The organism is Dyadobacter jiangsuensis, assembly GCF_003014695.1.
GTDB classification, from domain to species: Bacteria; Bacteroidota; Bacteroidia; order Cytophagales; family Spirosomataceae; genus Dyadobacter; species Dyadobacter jiangsuensis.
The window spans coordinates 219489-238226 of record NZ_PYAS01000011.1; the positions used below are offsets into that span (position 1 = coordinate 219489).

19 protein-coding genes and 1 tRNA gene are annotated in these 18738 nt (G+C 48.5%); 6 read left to right on the forward strand and 14 right to left on the reverse strand.

Annotation, left to right across the window (positions count from 1 at the left end):
- Window positions 1-135 precede the first annotated feature (135 nt).
- From CLV60_RS35030 to hflX, 5 genes are all read right to left on the reverse strand, one after another.
- A complete protein-coding gene (locus tag CLV60_RS35030) occupies window positions 136-417 on the reverse strand; it encodes a helix-turn-helix domain-containing protein (RefSeq protein ID WP_106597616.1) in 282 nt (93 codons plus the stop codon).
- Window positions 418-507: 90 nt separating this feature from the next.
- Window positions 508-1272, reverse strand: coding sequence for a hypothetical protein (locus tag CLV60_RS22415; RefSeq protein ID WP_106597617.1), 765 nt, complete (start codon window positions 1270-1272; stop codon window positions 508-510).
- A 10-nt stretch (window positions 1273-1282) separates the two neighbouring features.
- Entirely contained in the window at window positions 1283-2467 is a 1185-nt protein-coding gene (locus CLV60_RS22420) for a site-specific integrase (RefSeq protein ID WP_170118841.1), read from the reverse strand.
- Window positions 2468-2650: 183 nt separating this feature from the next.
- Window positions 2651-2725: transfer RNA gene (locus tag CLV60_RS22425), tRNA-Arg, on the reverse strand.
- 219 nt (window positions 2726-2944) lie between these two features.
- Complete coding sequence (gene hflX / locus CLV60_RS22430; protein WP_106597619.1) at window positions 2945-4180, reverse strand: GTPase HflX; 1236 nt, start codon at window positions 4178-4180, stop codon at window positions 2945-2947.
- 335 nt (window positions 4181-4515) lie between these two features.
- Here hflX and CLV60_RS22440 point away from each other — a divergent pair, with 335 nt between their 5' ends.
- From CLV60_RS22440 to CLV60_RS22465, 5 genes are all read left to right on the forward strand, one after another.
- Window positions 4516-5901 (forward strand): MATE family efflux transporter, encoded by a 1386-nt coding sequence (locus CLV60_RS22440; protein WP_106597621.1) that lies wholly within the window; start codon window positions 4516-4518, stop codon window positions 5899-5901.
- A gap of 415 nt (window positions 5902-6316) precedes the next feature.
- Window positions 6317-7708: an MBL fold metallo-hydrolase gene (locus CLV60_RS22445; protein ID WP_106597622.1), complete on the forward strand. Its 1392-nt coding sequence runs from the start codon at window positions 6317-6319 to the stop codon at window positions 7706-7708.
- Between the two features lie 47 nt (window positions 7709-7755).
- Complete coding sequence (locus CLV60_RS22450; RefSeq protein ID WP_106597623.1) at window positions 7756-7965, forward strand: hypothetical protein; 210 nt, start codon at window positions 7756-7758, stop codon at window positions 7963-7965.
- A 413-nt stretch (window positions 7966-8378) separates the two neighbouring features.
- Window positions 8379-8954 (forward strand): YeeE/YedE family protein, encoded by a 576-nt coding sequence (locus CLV60_RS22460; protein ID WP_106597625.1) that lies wholly within the window; start codon window positions 8379-8381, stop codon window positions 8952-8954.
- A 13-nt stretch (window positions 8955-8967) separates the two neighbouring features.
- Window positions 8968-9492, forward strand: coding sequence for a YeeE/YedE family protein (locus tag CLV60_RS22465; protein ID WP_106597626.1), 525 nt, complete (start codon window positions 8968-8970; stop codon window positions 9490-9492).
- On the opposite strand, the gene CLV60_RS22470 is transcribed toward CLV60_RS22465, so the two are convergent.
- The 7 genes from CLV60_RS22470 to CLV60_RS22500 all read right to left on the reverse strand — a co-directional run bounded on the left by CLV60_RS22470 (window position 9493) and on the right by CLV60_RS22500 (window position 14725).
- Entirely contained in the window at window positions 9493-10236 is a 744-nt protein-coding gene (locus tag CLV60_RS22470) for a class I SAM-dependent methyltransferase (protein ID WP_106597627.1), read from the reverse strand.
- A 123-nt stretch (window positions 10237-10359) separates the two neighbouring features.
- Window positions 10360-10701 (reverse strand): heavy-metal-associated domain-containing protein, encoded by a 342-nt coding sequence (locus tag CLV60_RS22475; protein ID WP_106597628.1) that lies wholly within the window; start codon window positions 10699-10701, stop codon window positions 10360-10362.
- An 18-nt stretch (window positions 10702-10719) separates the two neighbouring features.
- Window positions 10720-10956, reverse strand: a complete 237-nt coding sequence (locus CLV60_RS22480; RefSeq protein WP_106597629.1) for a heavy metal-binding domain-containing protein — start codon at window positions 10954-10956, stop codon at window positions 10720-10722.
- 58 nt (window positions 10957-11014) lie between these two features.
- A complete protein-coding gene (locus CLV60_RS22485) occupies window positions 11015-11584 on the reverse strand; it encodes a helix-turn-helix transcriptional regulator (RefSeq protein ID WP_106597630.1) in 570 nt (189 codons plus the stop codon).
- A 74-nt stretch (window positions 11585-11658) separates the two neighbouring features.
- Window positions 11659-13884 carry a TonB-dependent receptor gene (locus CLV60_RS22490; protein WP_106597631.1) on the reverse strand — a complete coding sequence of 742 codons (2226 nt, stop codon included), beginning with the start codon at window positions 13882-13884 and terminating at the stop codon, window positions 11659-11661.
- 93 nt (window positions 13885-13977) lie between these two features.
- On the reverse strand, window positions 13978-14442 hold the full coding sequence (locus CLV60_RS22495) for a hypothetical protein (protein ID WP_106597632.1): 465 nt from the start codon (window positions 14440-14442) through the stop codon (window positions 13978-13980).
- A gap of 73 nt (window positions 14443-14515) precedes the next feature.
- Complete coding sequence (locus CLV60_RS22500; RefSeq protein ID WP_106597633.1) at window positions 14516-14725, reverse strand: heavy-metal-associated domain-containing protein; 210 nt, start codon at window positions 14723-14725, stop codon at window positions 14516-14518.
- 201 nt (window positions 14726-14926) lie between these two features.
- Between CLV60_RS22500 and CLV60_RS22505 the strand changes: the two genes are divergently transcribed.
- A complete protein-coding gene (locus CLV60_RS22505; RefSeq protein ID WP_106597634.1) occupies window positions 14927-15910 on the forward strand; it encodes a virulence RhuM family protein/type II toxin-antitoxin system death-on-curing family toxin in 984 nt (327 codons plus the stop codon).
- Between the two features lie 78 nt (window positions 15911-15988).
- Here the strand turns inward: CLV60_RS22505 and CLV60_RS22510 are convergent, their stop codons facing one another.
- A complete protein-coding gene (locus tag CLV60_RS22510; protein ID WP_106597635.1) occupies window positions 15989-18217 on the reverse strand; it encodes a heavy metal translocating P-type ATPase in 2229 nt (742 codons plus the stop codon).
- Between the two features lie 96 nt (window positions 18218-18313).
- Window positions 18314-18652 (reverse strand): tRNA-binding protein, encoded by a 339-nt coding sequence (locus CLV60_RS22515; RefSeq protein ID WP_106597636.1) that lies wholly within the window; start codon window positions 18650-18652, stop codon window positions 18314-18316.
- Window positions 18653-18738 lie beyond the last annotated feature (86 nt).

Genomic DNA, 18738 nt, shown 5'->3' on the forward strand with positions numbered 1-18738 from the left:
TTGGACATGAAGATATTGAGCCCGATGTCTGCCAGGACGCGGGCTTTTTGCTGTTCAGGAAATTGACGGATAGGGATTTTTTAGCGTTTAGTCGCTGAAAATGAGTGTCGGTATGAAAGTGAGAATGTTTGACTGCTACCGCAGCATTTTTGAAAAGAAGCCTGAAATATCAGACGAAGCTACATATACGCATCCTCCAACTTTATGTGTAGGGAAAAGGCCTGATCGCTTGTAAGCTTCAAACTTTGCTCGAGATATGCCTAGCAGTTTGCAAGCCTCGGTGGGCCGATACCACTCTTTTTTGGGGATTTCGCTGTTTGATTTGATTTTGCTGGCGAGATAGTCGACTCTACGAGTGAGATTGTCGATTTGCAGTTGCATTTCTGCGTTGTTCGAAGGTTTTAACGGACTGTTCATATTGCGTGGTTATGATTACATATAACTTCTGCAATACTACGAAAAATGCTATCAAAAAAGTGTTAGCAGTTAAAAATTAATAACACTTTTTTAATGGTCGAGATCGTATATGGCCTTAAGTGTCTGTAGGTCAGTTGATATATCTTCTCCAGTTTGAGCGTAAGTTTCGAGGATTTTGTTGCTTACGTACTCATTGAAGAAAATAAAGTCTGCAAGAAGTTCTCCGGCAGGGCCATGCATGGCGTTCAAAACCGGGTTTACCCAGCGTTCTAGGTGTCTGAAAAAGAATGCAGAAACTTTGGACTTGCTGGAGATTGCAGTAATTATTTGATCAAGACCTTCTACACCGACACATTTCAGGATTTTGGCCAGTGCTAAAGAGTCTGCTAGTTTTGATTGATGGGGAACGAGGCTCTTAAATGCTTTGTAATCAACACCTTTATTCCGGATAAGATTGATATGAAAGTCTCGATTGACATAGTTCTCGACAATGTCAGGGAAAGATCTCAATGAGAGAAACTCTTTAAAATCGATTAGCCAATCGGTAATACGAAAATAGTCTCCAAATTTGTCAATGTAATTTCCCAAGTGCTCTTTGATAAGGCTGGTTTCTTGCTCGACAAATAGGGTAATCAGTGGATCTTGGATAATCTCATCAATTTTGTTTGAACCAAACCAAAGGGGGATTTGGCTTCTGAAGTAGCTTTGTTGTTTTTTTGCCCTGACGCGAATATAAAGAGGGTTTGTCAAGCCTTCTTGTTGCTTTTTACTAGAATACAACTCATAAGCAACGGAGATTTTATATTCCGTTTTATGCTTTTTATAAGGGCCTCTTGCTCTTGGTTGTGCTTCCATAGGTGACTAGTTAATACCAGTTTTTAACTTCTTCAAGCGATCTATTTCGCTCTGCATTAGAAAGATGTAGGTAACCCATTGTTGTGGCGAGAGTTGAGTGCTGTAACACATCCTTTGCCGTCAAGACACCGGCAGTTCTGGCTAGTATCGTTCCTGCCGTATGGCGCGAAACATGAAAGTGTAAGTGCTTTTTTATTCCAGCTAATACGGCAAGTCGCTTCAATGCACGGTTAGTGAAAGCGTTGTTCAGGTTTGGAAAGAGCTTCCCTGCTTCAAGGTATGGCCAATGTTTAAGAACGAGTGCCTGGCCTTTTCCTTCGAACATCAACCAAAGGGGGAGTTGAAACAACTTTTCCGTTTTTGATGCCTTGATGTTTAGTACTATGCCGCTATCCGTTTTGATCAGATTTTGCCGGGTAAGCTTGAAAACATCGCTCCACCTAAGCCCGGTGTAAGTAGCAAATAGAAACATGTCTCGAACGCGTTCAAGCCTTCCATGCGGTTCCGGAAAAGTGAGATCTTCTAACGCCCGCAGCTCACTTCCGAGAAGCGCGAGCTTATTGACAACAGGGGCTGGGATTTTAAACTTATCGTAAGGGTTTTTATCCAACATTTCCAGTTTAATCGCTTTGGCTATGTAGGATCTGATAATCTTGTGGCGCTTGTTCGATGTGCTGTTACAGTGTCCCTTTTTAACCATGAATTGATGAAGGGCATCGATGGTTCTGTATTTCAGGTCCTCGAATGAAATTGTCGGATCGAATTCATTCAGGATGTTCAGACAAGAGGTTTGTTGTCGATAAGTATTCCACTTCAGTTCCTTGTCTCGAGCCTTTATTTGCGCTGCAAAGAATTCGTTAAATGTCTGCTTTGGTTCCGGAGCTACAACTTCGCTCGGTGAGCTGGTTGCTTTGAAGTCTTTAATCGAAAATAGTCCGCCATTGTGAAGTCTAACTTCCCTTTCGATTTTTTCGTAATACGCAATCGCATCGCGTACCTGCTTAGCTTGAAACGGGTCTTTGGGCTCATGTCGCTTTGAATTCCATTGATCAGGAGAGAGATAAATCCCCGTGGAAAAGTAACTTCGGTTCCCATTTTGGTAAGCTTCGATCTGCACCACGGCTTTTCCTTTTTTAGCGGCCTGCTTCTTCCTGTCATAGATAACTTTATACCTTACAATCTGATCTTTGAACATTGTTTGTTGCATTTAATATGCCGCAAACGTATTTCAAAAGGCCTTTTGAATTGCTGGTATCAAACGGGTAGCATGAAATTGAACAAGCATAACTACAACTTATCAAACCGCACCTTCTAATCTTTATCAGAACCCGTTTAAAACCGACAAAAACACGGTTTTGGCCGTGTTCTTGTGGATTCTTGGTGACCGCGACGGGAATCGAACCCATATCTAGAGTTTAGGAAACTCCTATTCTATCCGTTGAACTACGCAGTCAATATTTATAAAGAACGTAACATTTCACTTTTGCAACCGCGAAGGAAATCGGTCGATCGCGACCCCGGGTTGAATGCGACTCCAACCATATCCAGAGTTTAGGAAACTCCTATCGGGCGGCGGGCCGCTCTATTCGTTGAACTACGCAGTCAATATTTTGCACCCAAAAAAGGGATTTGGGGTGCAAAACTGGGAAAAATTCGTTTGAATTACAAATGATTATTCCTCCGTTTCCACTGGCGTGTAACCGAGATCCAACCAGTTGGGGTAAATAGAGAAGTGTTTCTCCTTTACCAGCGAGAATAATGTCCGCTTCAATTCGTCGATGTTTTCCTTTTGCTGGGCCGAGATGAAGACGACATGGTCGGCTTTTTCCGAGATGTAGCTTCGTTTCAGCTGATTGAGCACATCCTGCGTCGATGGAGCCGGATTCTCTTCTTCCTCGTCGTCGTTGTACGATGGTTTGTACAAATCTATTTTGTTGAAAACCAGTATGGAAGGTTTGTTGGCAGCGCCGATTTCTTCCAGCGTTTTGTTCACAACGTCGAGGTGCTCTTCAAACGAAGCGTGTGAAATATCCACTACGTGCATCAGGATATCCGCTTCACGTACTTCATCGAGGGTCGATTTGAACGATTCGATGAGCGTTGTAGGCAATTTGCGGATAAAACCTACGGTGTCGGTAAGCAGGAAAGGGATATTCTCCATATTCACTTTCCGAACGGTAGAGTCGACCGTGGCAAACAACTTGTTTTCGGCAAAAACGTCGGCTTTCGAGAGGTTGCGCATCAAGGTTGATTTACCGACGTTGGTATAACCCACAATGGCCACGCGCACAAGGCGATCGCGCTCTTTACGGCGGGTAACGCTTTGTTTGTCCACTTTTTCCAGCTTCTCTTTCAGGAACGCGATCCGGTCTTTGACGATCCGGCGGTCGGTTTCAAGCTCGGTTTCACCCGGGCCTCGCATACCCACGCCCGCACCCGACTGGCGGCTAAGGTGCGTCCACATGCGTGTGAGTCGCGGGTACATATATTGGTACTGCGCGAGCTCCACCTGCAATTTTGCCTGGGCGGTTTGGGCACGCATGGCGAAAATGGCGAGGATCAGCAAGCTGCGGTCAATCACCTTGATATCCTTGAAAACGGCTTCGAGGTTCCGGACCTGCGATGGCGTAAGGTCGTCGTCGTAAATGATCATGTCCACCGGATTCGCGGTGACGTAAATCAGGATTTCTTCGAGTTTCCCTTTTCCGGTGTAAGTGCGGATATCGGTGCGTTCGAGATTTTGCGTGAAAGTCTGGACCGTCTCCACCCCCAGCGTAGTCGCCAGGAACGCAAGTTCTTCCAGGTATTCCTTCGTTTTTTCGGTGTTTTGTTTTTGGGTGCTTACAGCAACCAGAACGGCTGTTTCCTTTTTGGCAGCTGTCGAATATAATTTCTTCTTATCAATCATGCACTGGTGTTTTATGTCTTGGTTCCGGCTCAAAATTCTGCGATAGCATACCCACATGCCGGAAAAGGGGCAGAGTTGCAACGGTTTGCCAGCCGCAAAAGTTCACCGCAGGAATTTGTGAAATTACATTTAGCATTTAACAAATCCATTTTTTTATTTGATTGTTCGAAAAAGACTTTTGTATCTTTGCCGAAATTCTTAACGCCTATGTTGGTGCTCATCTTCGGCTAATGCCTAGCCACAATTCAGTCTCCGCCTTTTAACAGGCACTTTTTTACGACCCATTGCCGGTCGCACAATTTCTATTTATCCATTATTGCAAATTTTTATTATCCATGAAAAAGTGGTTTACACTGCTTCGTGAGGCTATTCGTGGCTCCGAAGAAAGTTTTACCGAAGGAAGCATCAACCGTGCCATTTTCTTACTGTCAGTACCCATGATTCTCGAAATGGTCATGGAATCGCTGTTCGCGGTGGTTGATATTTTCTTTGTTTCAAAAGTAAGTACCGAGGCCGTCGCAACGGTCGGCCTGACCGAATCTGTGATCACGCTGGTTTATTCCCTGGCGATTGGTCTGAGTACGGCGGCTACGGCCACCATTGCCCGGCGGACAGGTGAAGGTAACCTGGGCCAGGCGCGGCATGCGGTGGGGCAGGTGATATTCATTTCGCTGGCGATCTCTTCCGTGACTGCGGTGGCGGGATACCTGCTCGCGGGCGACATTCTTCGCATGATGGGCGCCGATCCTAAGGTGATCGAAACGGGTACCAATTTTGCCCGGATTCAGTTTCTGAGCAGTCCGGTGGTGGTATTGCTGTACTCGCTGAGCGGCGCATTACGCGGAGCCGGCGCGGCAGCAACGGCCATGCGTTCGCTGATGATCGCCAACGGGTTCAATATGCTTCTTGGGCCGATCCTGATTTTCGGCATCGGGCCTTTTCCGGAGCTTGGCGTAACAGGCGCGGCTTTGGCCACAGCCACGGGACGTTCCATCGGCGTTGCTTATCAGTTGTTTTCATTAACCAAGGGCAAAAAGGCACTGGGTCTGTTGTGGGAAGATCTCAAACCCAACCCTGAAACGATCAGGGCGATCGTCAAAATTGCTACCGGCGGTACGGTGCAATTCCTGATAGGCTCTGCGAGCTGGATTTTCCTGACGCGTATCCTCTCCGAGTTCGGCAGTGACGTGGTAGCAGGTTATACCATCGCTATCCGTGTGATTATGTTCACATTATTGCCTGCGTGGGGACTTGCCAATGCCGCGGCGACGCTGGTGGGGCAGAACCTGGGTGCCGAGAAACCCGAAAGAGCCGAAGCGTCGGTATGGAAGTGTGCTTCTTTTAACCTGATATTCCTGGGTGTGCTGGCGGTCGTCATGTTTATCGGCGCGGAAGGCATTATAAGCCTGTTTAGCAGTCAGCCGCATGTGGTTGAAACGGGCAAGCTGGCATTGCGCGTGCTATGTATGGGCTACGGGTTTTACGCTTATGGGATGGTGGTGATCCAGTCGCTGAATGGGGCGGGTGATACCAAAACGCCGACAGTCCTGAACCTGATCGCGTTCTGGGCTGTGCAAATCCCGACTGCGTATGTGCTGGCCGTTATCCTGGATTTCGGGCCGGTTGGAGTTTTTGCCGCGGTACCCATTGCGGAATCCGTCCTGGCTATGCTGGGCATATGGCGATTCCGTCTCGGGGGATGGAAGGTCGTTAAAGTTTAAATATGCCTGGAATTATTCGGGGAAGTCATATAGTGTTGGGCTTGGTCAGGGGTTTTCTGATCGTGGTGCGGTATTGCCTGGTGTTTGTACGGCGCAGGTAGGTTTCGCTATATTTTGTTAAGAATGGTCATTTGTTGGCAGGAATGGTCAGGAGTTGTCATGTTTAGTCAGGAGTTGTCAGGTGTGGTTACTGATGGTCAGTTGTTGTCATGTTTAGTCTGGGGTTGTCATTTGTTGTATGGATGGGAGGAGTTTAGGGAACTGTCAGGAGTTGTCAGTTGTAATTAGGAAGTGCTTGGAGCGGTCCTGACTATGTCTGACAACAAATGACAATTCTTGACCATTCCTGACTAAACTTAACCGCACCTGACTAAAACTGACCTCCACCAACACGTTACATACACGTACAGATGATATGAAAATAGAACAAATATATACCGGTTGCCTGGCGCAGGGCGCTTATTTTATTGTTTCAAATGGCGAGGCTGCGGTGATCGATCCGTTGCGCGAAGTAGCTCCTTACATTCAGAAAGCCGAGAAAATCGGCGCCAAAATCCGGTATGTTTTTGAAACTCATTTTCATGCGGACTTCGTTTCCGGCCATATTGATCTGGCCGAAAAGACCGGCGCAGAAATTGTGTACGGTCCGGGAGCTCAAACGGGTTTCAAAGCCCATATCGCCCGTGATGGGGAGGAATTCAAGCTGGGTAATGTGGTTATGCGTGCATTGCACACGCCAGGGCATACGATGGAATCGACGAGTTACCTGCTACTTGATCCGTCAGGCAAGCCTGCGGCATTGTTCAGTGGGGATACGTTGTTTATAGGAGATGTGGGCCGTCCGGATCTGGCGCAAAAAGGTGATCTGACCATGGATGATCTCGCAGGAATCCTTTACGATAGTCTGCGTTCGAAAATTATGCCCCTGCCGGACGATGTAATCGTTTACCCTGCGCATGGTGCGGGGTCTGCTTGCGGCAAGAATATGAGCAAGGAAACATCCGATACGCTGGGCAACCAGAAGCGCTTCAACTACGCTTTACGCGCGGATATGACGAAAGAGGAGTTTAAAAGAGAAGTAACAACCGGACTGACCGAGCCTCCCCAGTATTTTCCTGAAAACGTGAAAATGAACCGCGATGGTTACGAAAGCATCGACGACGTGCTCGAACGAGGGCATCAGGCATTGTCACCAGACGCCTTTGAAGCAAAAGCGAATAATACCGGCGCATTGATCCTCGATACACGCAAGCCGGCGGATTTCGCAGCAGGTTTTATTCCCAACTCCATTAATATCGGTATCGACGGCAGCTTTGCTCCCTGGGTAGGTGCATTGATTCCCGATTTGAAACAGTTGCTGCTCATTGTAACAGAGCCCGGCAGGGAAGAGGAAGTAGTCACACGGCTCGCGCGGGTGGGATATGACTACACGATCGGCTACCTCAATGGTGGTTTCGAGAGCTGGAAACAAGCCGGTAAGGAGATTGATACCGTCGAATCGGTCAGTGCTGAGGAATTTGCGCGCCGTTTTGAATCCGGCGATCTGGAAGTGATTGATGTTCGCAAGCCGGACGAATTTGCTTCCGGGCATATCGAAGGGGCACGAAACCTGCCTTTGGATTACATCAACGACCTCATGCCAGAATTTCCGAAAGACCGCAAATTACACATTCATTGCGCAGGAGGCTATCGCTCCATGGTTGCCGCCTCGATCCTGAAATCCCGTGGCGTCGACGACGTAGTCAATATCGAAGGAGGCTACGGCGCGGTTGCGAAAACCAACGTGCCTGTATCAACCACGGTGTGATTATTTGGTTGATTATTTGTAGTTTAGGGAAAATCAATTGATCGGATATGGAAACGTTGATTGTTGAGCTTACTCATAAAAATGCATTACAATTGCTGAGAGATTTGGAGGCAATGGATATTATTCGTTTGCATAGTGGGAAAGAGGCTCCCCAAAAAAAGCTGTCTGAAAAATACAAGGGAGTGCTGCCGAAAGAGGCAGGAGAGGATCTTGTCAGTCACGTAAATCAGATGCGAAGCGAATGGGGCAATATTTAATTGATACAAATATTGTTTCGAAATATTTGGCTGGATTATTGCCGTTGGAAGGTGAACGTTTGCTGGATTCTGTCATTGATTCGATACCTCAATTGTCAGTAATCACCCAAATCGAATTGTTGTCATGGAAAAGCGGGTTTGAGACGCGGGTGACAGAATTTGTCAATGACAGTTCAATATTCACATTGACAGAGGAGATTGTCGGGATGTGTGTGAAGTTGAGGAGGGACAGGAAATGCGAACACCCGATGCAACAATAGCAGCGACGGCAATTGTTAATGATTTCATTTTGCTAACAGATAACGAAGTGGATTTCTCAGGCGTTCCCCAATTAAGGGTGATTAATCCGAATAGGCGCTGACAATGTAAGTCATGTCTTTTTAGTATATAAAATCTATATAATTAATATTTAAATGAATATCATCGAACTTCTCAAAAGCCCCTGGCCGTGGTACGTTGCCGGGCCGTTGATTGGATTGACCGTGCCGGTATTGTTGTTGCTGGGCAATAAGTCGTTTGGTATATCGTCGTCGTTGCGGCATATCTGCGCAGCGGTGATTCCGGCGGGTTTGCCTTTTTTTAAATACAACTGGCGGAAGGAGGCATGGAACCTGTTTTTTGTAACGGGCATCGTGATCGGCGGGTTTGTTGGAAACTTCTGGCTGGGTAATCCAGATGCCATAGTGGTGGCCGATGATACCCGGCAAACGCTCTCTGCCTTGGGTGTAACCGACTTCTCTGGTCTGATGCCGGCGGATATTTTCGCGGTAAGTAATGTATTCACCTTGAAAGGCTTGATATTCCTCGTGTTTGGCGGCTTTTTGGTCGGTTTTGGAACGCGGTATGCGGGAGGGTGTACTTCCGGACATGCGATTATGGGACTATCCAATCTGCAATGGCCTTCGCTCGTGGCTACGCTGAGTTTTATGATCGGCGGGTTTGCTTGTACACATTTGCTGCTGCCTTTCTTCCTCCATTTTGTCCTATAAATCTCGATTCACCATGGAAAAGATACAGCAGCATTCCCCGCTCTCAGAACCCGTCGATGCGGAGTTTGACAACATCAGGATTGATGGCTGCGACGGCGCGAACCGGCAACAATCGGTCGAGAGCTTTACGGGAAACCTCAAATACCTGCTCGTAGGGGTGATATTCGGGATCGTTTTTGTGAAAGCCGAGATTGTTTCATGGTTCCGTATCCAGGAAATGTTCCGATTCGATTCTTTTCACATGTACGGTGTGATCGGTTCGGCGGTTGCAGTGGGCCTGGTGTCCATTTGGCTGATCAAGCGGTTCAACATCAAAACAATATCCGGGGAAACAGTCAGCATCGCCGACAAGGTTTTCGATCAAGGCCAGATTTACGGCGGACTGCTGTTCGGCATAGGCTGGGCCATTACCGGCGCTTGCCCGGGGCCGTTGTTTGCACAAATCGGTGCGGGTTACCTGGCCGTGGCCGTTACATTACTGAGCGCCATTGCGGGAACCTGGGTGTACGGGTATGTCCGTGCGAAGCTCCCGCATTGATCATTGCTTGCGGGCTACCAGGTACAACTGTTCATCACCGAGCATGAAAGGATCGGCTTCGAGGTTGCTGAATGTGCCTACTACGAGTAACCCGGCCAGTTCGAACATATAGGTGAGCTCGCCGAGCGTGTAAATGTGCTGGCGAACGCTATGGGTCACTTTTTCGGAGCCGGAAATGAAGGTTTGCTCGGCTTCGATATAGCCGCCTTCGGCGCGGTATTCGTTTTCCGCGAGGTAAACAATGTCGTCTTGGACCGGCATCCAGTTGCGTGCCTGGAAGTTAGGCAGAATGCTTTCGGCCAGGTTTTCGGTGTGGATCGCGACGTGTGCGTCCGGTTTCAATGCTGCGGCAATCTGATTGATAAACTGCTGCATATCACCCCGTGGAAAGAAACTGAAACTGTTTCCGAAACAATATGCGGCATCAAATGAAGCTTCGGGGAGGGCGTAGTTCAGTACATCCGCGCAAATGACTTCCACCGGCAGTTGCTGTTTGCTGCCAATATCCTGTAACTCTTCGCAATACTCCTGTGAAATATCGATGCAGGTCAATGACGTACCCTGTTCGGCCAGTGGAATAGCGTGCCGACCGTAACCGGCAAGCACATCAAGCACCTTACTATCCGACTTTATTTCTAACACATCCCGTAGAAAATCGACCTCGTAATCAGTGTATTCTTCGTCCTGGTTGAGTTTCCAGGCGCGTTGCGGAAGTCCTTTGAAATAGGTATGATACCAGGCCACGGTGTATTTGGATTTAAATTGAAACCCAAAACTACTAAAAAAGCCTGCTTACATACGCATGCGCCCGAAGGTAATGCGTAGGCAAGCAGGCCTGGTTTGTTGAGAAGTGTAATGAAAGAGTCGTTAATGCGCTGCGGCGGTTTTACGGCAACAGCTCGGCAGCTTGTCGTGTGCCTTTTCGTTGGCAGGCAGCTCGTCGGCATCATAGCCGGTTTTGTTGATCGTCGCCTTGATGGCCTCCGCGGTGGTTTTGTCCGGGTTATATTTCACGGTAATCACTTTGTTGGAAAGGTCGAGATTCGATTCTTTCACGCCTTTCGAAAGGCCCAGGTTGCGCTCGATGCGTGCCTTGCACATTTCGCAAATGGCCGAGGTTTTGATTTTTACCTCTTTGGTGCCGTCGGCGTAGGCGATATTCAGGCCCAGGAACAGAGCAGTTATAATGCTCAAAATGGTCGTTTTCATAATCTGATCAGTTTAAAATCAATGCTGGTGTGCTGTTGTATCAGCTTCTGCCATGGCTACTTCCTCTAATTCCATTTTGCAAACCGGGCATTTGCCGGCCTCTGCGTAGGTTTTTTCGCCTTCGCATTTCATCGGGCATGCGTACTTTTTCTCGCTTACCGCGTGTGTTTCAGTAGTCGTCGCGTCCTTTTCAGATTTGTTTCCCGAACAGGCCACGGATAAGAACAGCAGGGAAGCAACAATGATTTTGTTCATACAATGGAAAATTTATAAGTTCTTGATAATGTTTGTTTTATGGTGTTTTGGGCGCTCGCTATTGTCCGACCTGGTCAAGCGCTGTCCTTTGTAATGTACCTTTTTTGAACTCCCCGGGTGTCATGCCAGTCACTTTTTTGAACTGGTTGCTCAAATGCGCCGTGCTGCTGTAAGAGAGCCGCCATGCTATTTCGCTCAATGTGAGCTCGTTGTAGGAAAGCCATTCCTTTACTTTCTCCACTTTCTGGGCGATGATATATTGCTCGATCGTCTGCCCGGTTTCGGAAGAAAACAGGTTACTCAGGTACGAATACTCATAGCCGATCTTTTCCGACAAATAATCCGAAAAATTCATCTGCGCGGGCTTGTTACCTTTCAGGTTCTGTACCTCGTCGATGACGAGCGTTTTGATATGCTCCACCAGCGCCAGACGGCGGTCATCGAGCAGTTCGAAACCATTGGACTCCAGCACAGCCTTCACCTCCTGCAATTTATCGGCATCCACTTCCGCAACCGTATCGACCTCCCCGAGTTCTACAAATTTCAGGTCAATTCCCAATCCCTTCAATTCCTCCCGCACCACCCGCTTACAGCGGTCACACACCATATTTTTGATATATAACTTCATAATCCAGTCAATTTAGCTCAGTTCTTTCCTCCCTTGTCCCTTTCCTCCTTTTTCCCTACTCGGGCTACCCAAAATTATCTGACAATCTTATAACGCATTCCGGCGTAAATCATTCGTCCTACCACCGGCCCCCAGGCCATTCCCGCATCGAAATGCTGCCCGAATGGCTCGCTGGCACCCATTATCGGGTCCTTCTGGCGGAAATTAGCCAGGTTTTCGCCGCCGAGGTAAATATCCCATTTGGGGAATGTGCGCGTAATCTGCGCATTCAGGTTATAAAATGACGGTGCCCAGGTCGAGTTCAGGTCCGTCGGAACGTGGTGGTCGGGAACGTGGCCCATGTACGGGATCCGTTTTTTGCCATTCCATTGCACCGTAGCATCGAACTTCCATTTGTCGTAAGGTAAGGCATATCCTGCGTTAAAAAGTACCCTGTCGCGGCTCACCATCATTCTCGGTTGCAAAGTATTCTCGTCATATACGTTACGAATAGACTGTTTCACGTCGAAGAGCCGGTAAGCGAGTTTCAGTTCAAGCCTTTTGATGGGCGTCAGGTTCGCCTCCGCCTGGAAACTGTTGGCATAGGCCTTTCCTTCGAGGTTATAGAAGCGAATGTAACGAGGATCTTCCATATCTGCCACGAGTTGGTTTTCGAAATCCGTCCGGTAGAAATCCAGGATGAAATTACCGCCCATTTCGCCGATCTTAAACTCCTGGGTAACGCTGGCGCCGTAGTTCCAGGACACTTCGGGGCGGATGGCTTCGCGGAAAATTACATTGCGCGAGCTCACCAGATTACCATAGTATTCGGCCAGCGGATTGGAGACCCGGAATCCGCGGCCTGCGGATGCACGCAGCGTGGTTTGGTCGGTAAGGTTGTATTTCAAATGCAGACGAGGTGTCCATTGCGTGCCGTAAAGATTGTGGAAATCCACACGTCCGCCGGCTACCATCACAAATTTGTCGAGGTGATTATAGGTGTATTCAAAGAATGCTCCCGGTACTGACTCATTTCGTTTCAGGCGAATATCCTTATAAAGCTCATCATAGTTATCAAGCATGTAGCTGATACCGGCTTTATAGGAATGGTTGGTGTTGCCGATGATCGATTGGTAAATCAGGTTTCCGTAAAGCGTTTTTTGCGTTCCGTCATAGTTATTCACCCCAAAATAGGATTTGGAATCGTGTATCGATGCATTCAGGATCAAACCCAGGCCTTTGTAGGGCTGCTCGGGGAACAACCGCGCAATCTTGGAGAAAAACTCATACCGGTTCACTTTTGCCCCGAAACCATAGGCTTCTGTGGTGCCTTTCATGGCGCGTTCGAAATTTTTCTGGCCGCCCAGGCGATCCTCGTAAAGTGCTTTTACACCAAATTGGGCCATTAGTTTGTCGCCCTGGTATTTCCAGCGGTTCACGGCATTGTATTGGGTGTAAAGCGGCAGGTCGAGAAAGCCGTCGCCGTTCTTGTCGACGCGGTTGCGCAATGCGCTACCGTGTGTAAGTAGCCCGGTGCTCCATTTTTTGTTCAGCTGGTGTGCGAGATTCAGGTTCACTTCCCCACGGCCGAAATTGTTGACGTAGGTATTCAGGTACAATTTCTCCTCTGTATCCGGCTTTTGAAGTTCGACATTGATCTGGCCCGTCATGGATTCGTAGCCGTTCACAACCGAACCGGCACCTTTACCGACGTCTATCGACTGGATCCACGTCCCGGGAACAAAATTGAGCCCGAATGTAGATGCCAACCCGCGAATGGAGGGGATATTCTCGACGTTGGTCTGAATGTAAGTACCATTCAGGCCGAGCATCTGGATTTGCTTGGAGCCCGTCACCGCATCGCTGTATGAGACTGAAACGGACGCATTGGTTTCGAAACTTTCAGAAAGGTTGCAGCAAGCTGCTTTGGCCAGCGCGCGGGTGGTGATGATTTCCGTCTGATGTGGAGAGAGTCTGTCAATAGACGTATTTCCTGCGCGGATCGTCACTTCGTCAAGCGTCTGATCGCTTTGCAGTACAACCTGCAAGTCGCTTTCCTGCCCGATTTTGATGGTGTCGTTACGAAAGCCGACGAAGCTGACAACGAGTAGCGCCGACTGTGCCGACCTAGGAATGCTGAACCGCCCGTTTTCGTCGGTAGCGGTAGCCTGCGTGGTTCCGGACCAGTACACATTGGCACCGGTGATGGGTTTCAGGTTTTTAGTTTGCGGTTCCTGTTCGTTGACCGATCCGGTTATACGTTGCGCGTAAATGGAGAAGGATATCAGTAGAAATAATCCCCCCAGAAGGTATTTGTTCATGATTGCATAGATTCATTGGAATAAAAGACTCATTGCTCAATCCGTCGGCAAGAATGCGGCGGTTCAGCATTAAATAGCTGTTATTCAATGATATCAAATCAGAAACGACTGGATAAATGCGAGCATACTTCTCCCATGTAGGCGGGAGGTGAAGGAGATGTCGGAGGAAAATAAGGGCGCAGGGAGGGTCCACTCGGCCTGGATAAACTGGTAACGTGTAACCGACCAGGTGATGCCCGCTGCGACGGACTTAAGGAGTTTTGCCAGCAGTTGTGAGTCAACCGACGCAACTTCCAGTTTTTCGAGCTTCTTGCTTTCCTTGCAGCAAGCGGCTTTTTCGAAGAATGTGCCCTTGGTCATTTTTAATGCCGCGCGTTTGGCACAGCATGGAGAAGCGACTTTCGGCTTGGAGGAATCTGATTTGGACTTGCCTATGAGCTGCACCGATTTGCCTCCCATCACCGCACATTGGCGCTCCGTAAGCACAAATCCAGTGCTGCTCAGCAGAACCAGGAAGGCCATCAGGATGGTGATCGATTGATGCAGTTTGTTTTTCATTTGAATGCTTGGCAAAGGTTTCAGGCGATTGAGTTGGCCCGAAATGCATATTCCGGGCCAAAAATACTAATTATCAGGCGATTTCTTCGGCTACATACCCGGCCTTTTTGATCAACTCCTGAATTTCTTCCGGTGAATGGCTCGTTTCGACTTTGAGCACACGGTCCGGACTTTCCAGATCGACCGTCCAGGTTTCAACATTTTCATCTCCATTCAGGAAGGGTGTAACACCAGCGACACATCCGCCGCATTTGATATTGGTTTTGAATTGCAAGGTTTCCATGGTTACTAAAATCTCCCGTTTCCCGCGGGATGGTTATGTGTTAAATTGTTTTACAAATATCGGCACCGCTCGCCTGAGGCTTGTTACAGAATTGTGGGGAGGTATTACAGAGTTTTTGGGTTGAGTTCGGCGACTTCTACAAGCTGTTACCAGCCGTGCGCGCCAGCGTATCAATGGTGAAACTTAACCATTGATACCACTATGAATGCAACGACTCCCGCACCGCTTGGTGAAATTCTTCTCTATGAGTCAGAGGAAGGACAACTGGCCATTCAAGTACAACTTCAAAATGAAACGGTCTGGCTTACGCAGGCCCAGATGGCCGAGCTGTTCGGAAAGGAACGGTCGGTGATTTCGAAGCACGTTTCAAATGTTTTCAAAGAGCAGGAACTCGACGAAAAAAGGAATGTGCAAAAAATGCACATTCCTTTTTCTGACAAGCCAGTTACATTTTACAGCCTGGATATGATCATTTCAGTAGGGTATCGCGTCAAGTCGAGGCAAGGAACACAGTTCCGGATTTGGGCTAACCGGATATTGAAGGAATACCTCATCAAAGGTTTTGCCACACAGGAAAAATTGAAGTTGAGCCAGTTGGAAAGTTTGAAGAAAACAGTCGCGTTACTTGCGAATGTCATACATAACAAAGAACTGACGGCAGGTGAAGCGACAGGGCTTATTCAAGTGGTTTCGGACTATGCCTATGCACTTGATATACTTGACAAATACGATCAGCAGGCATTAGAGATTGAACGTGTATCTGACAAGCAACTCTATGTAATCACTTATGACGAGGCTATTTCGGCTATCCAAGGCTTGCGGAGCAAGTTTGAAAGCCACTGTTTTTTCGGCAATGAAAAGGACGACTCATTCAAAAGTTCAATTAATACAATCTACCAGACTTTTGATGGCGTGGAACTGTATCCAAGCATCGAAGAAAAGGCCGCACACTTACTCTATTTTATCATCAAAAACCACTCATTTACTGATGGAAATAAAAGAATTGCGGCTTTGATTTTTGTGTGGTTTCTCGAAAGAAACAGTATTCTGTACAAACCGGACGGTTCAAAGCGGCTCGCGGATAATGCATTGGTGGCGCTTACGCTGATGATCGCGGAAAGCAGCCCTGCGGAGAAAGACATGATGGTAAAAGTGGTGGTAAGCCTGATTAATCAAAATAATTAGTTTAATTATTCGAATTTCGGAGAAATCCCAATTGTGCATTTTTTGCACAATTGGGATTTTATCAAATCAGGTGCGTTTTTACAGCCGAGCGCCTTTCAGCCGCAGACTATTCATCACAACGGAAACCGAACTCAGGGCCATGGCTCCGCCGGCGATCATCGGATCGAGGAGGAAACCATTGATAGGGTAGAGGACGCCGGCGGCGATGGGAATGCCTATCACATTGTAAACGAATGCCCAGAAGAGGTTTTGTTTGATCGTTACCACCGTCTTGTGAGATAGCCGCAGGGCTTTGGGTAATGCCAGCAGGTCCGACGTAATCAGGGTCATTTTGGCTACGTCCATGGCGATGTCGGAGCCTTTGCCCATGGCTACGCTTACGTCCGCTTGCGCAAGAGCTTGCGAGTCGTTGATGCCGTCTCCGACCATTGCTACGGTTTTACCCTGGGCTTGCAACTTTTTGACAAATTGCATTTTATCGTCCGGCTTTACTTCCGCCAGATAGCTGTCGATCCCGACCTGCGCCGCAACGGCTGCTGCCGTCTGTGCATTGTCACCTGTGAGCATATGCACTTCGATGCCCTGCGCATGCAGTTTTTCAACTGCTTCGCGGGAAGTCGGCTTCAATTGGTCGGCAATGGCGACTAGCCCTGCGTGCTGGCCGTCGATCGCGATTCCGATCACGGTTTTGGCCTGTGCTGTGAGTACTTCATAGGCAGGTTGAAGCTCGGAGGCAATGCGAACGCCTTCTTTTGCAAGAAATTTCAAAGTGCCGATCATGTATTCGCTCCCGCCTGCGGTGCCCCGTATTCCGCTGCCGGTCAGGGATTGAAAGTCGGAGACATCGATTTTTGCGTCGTTTGCAATGTATTGCACGATAGCTTGCGCGAGCGGGTGTTCGGAGCGCGCTTCAAGTGCTTTTACTGCTGAGAGGTGTGTGCCCTCGTTTTCGAGCGAGCTTACCCACTGCCAATCGGTTACCTGAGGACGGCCCTCAGTGAGTGTACCTGTTTTATCGAGAATTACCGCGTCTACTTTGTAGGCTTTTTCCAGACTTTCGGCGTCGCGGATCAGGATATTGTTTTCAGCACCTTTGCCAACCCCTACCATCATAGCCGTCGGTGTAGCGAGACCGAGCGCACATGGGCAGGCTATCACAAGCACGGAAACCGCCGTAAGCATGGCCTGTGTAATTGCATTTTCCCCTCCCAGCAGCATCCACACGATGAAGGTGAGGATGGCGATACCGATCACGACGGGCACGAATATCCCGGCAATGCGGTCGGCAAGGCGCTGAACGGGCGCTTTGCTGCCCTGCGCGGCCTGAACGGTTTTGATAATCTGTGCCAGAACCGTTTGTTTGCCCACTTTTTCGGCAATGAATGTGAAGCTGCCGGTTTGGTTGAGTGTTCCTGCAAAAACGTTGTCGCCGGGTTTCTTTTCGGCCGGGATCGGTTCGCCGGTCATGAGGCTCTCGTCAACGAACGAGTTGCCGCTGGAAACCTTACCGTCGACGGGGATTTTTTCGCCGGATCGGATAACAACCTCGTCGCCCAGGATTACCTCGCGCGCGGGTATTTCAATTTCCGTGCCGTCGCGGTACACTCTCACGGTCTTGGGCTGCAAGCCGATGAGCTTCTTTAATGCATCGGAAGTATTCGATTTGGCGCGTTCCTCCATCAGTTTACCCAGCAAAATGAAGAAGATAATGACGGCCGCGGCCTCGAAATACACATGCGGATGCAGCCCGCGTGCATGCCAGAACGCAGGAAAAAATGTATTGAATGTGCTGAAAAGAAATGCTACCCCGGTACTGAGCGCTACAAGCGTATCCATATTGGCTTTGCCATGTTGCGCCTGCTTCCAGGCGTTCACGAAGAAATCTCTCCCGAAGATGAACAGGACGGGGATCGTCAGGGCAAGCATGATGTAGTTCGCATATTCCCAATCCATGAGAAACATGCCCAGTACCACCACCGGTGCCGTAAGTATGCCGGTATAAATGGCCTTGTTTTTCAGGTTCTGGTAATGCTCCTGCTGGATTTTCTCCTGTTCCGCGAGAGCGTCTTCCTCATTGTCTTCAATAATGAGCCCGTAACCGATGCTTTGCAGCACACGGTCCATATCGGGGAGATCGACGAGGTCGGGATCATACGATACCGACACCGACTGGTTGGCATAGTTCACCGCGGCATTCGTGATCCCTTTCGTGTGACCCAGCATGGATTCCACGCTCACCGCACATGCCGCACAAGACATACCGGTGACCGGGAGTGTCACTTTTTTTATATCAATTGTCGTTTCCATAGTCTTTCAGAATTGGTATACAAAAGTAAAATCCAACTCTGCCGGCAGCATTACACAATTCTGGCTGCGGTTTACAACATTCATGGAAACGAGCCGCTATGCGAGGCGTGTGCCGTTTGGAACGGGGAAATCGGGGCTTGTCAGAATGACTTCGCCGTCGGGTAACACGTAGCCTGTCGTGAGGACTTCGGAGCGGAAATCGGCGATTTGCTTTGGAGGAAAATTGACCACGCAAAGTACCTGTTTGCCTATTAATTGCTCTTTGGCGTACCGTTTCGTGATTTGGGCGGAGCTGGGTTTGATACCAATTTCAGGACCGAGGTCAATGAGGAGCTTGTAAGCCGGCTTTCTCGCTTTCGGGAAATCGTCGACCTGAATGATCGTTCCGGCGCGCAGGTCGACCTGCTCAAATTCCTGCCAGGTAATCGTGCTCATGGGTTTCTGGTTTGATTTTAATGATACTTATCCGGCAAAGTAACATTAAAAATGCCTTTTGTCACCCTTTCCCAAACATTGAAGGG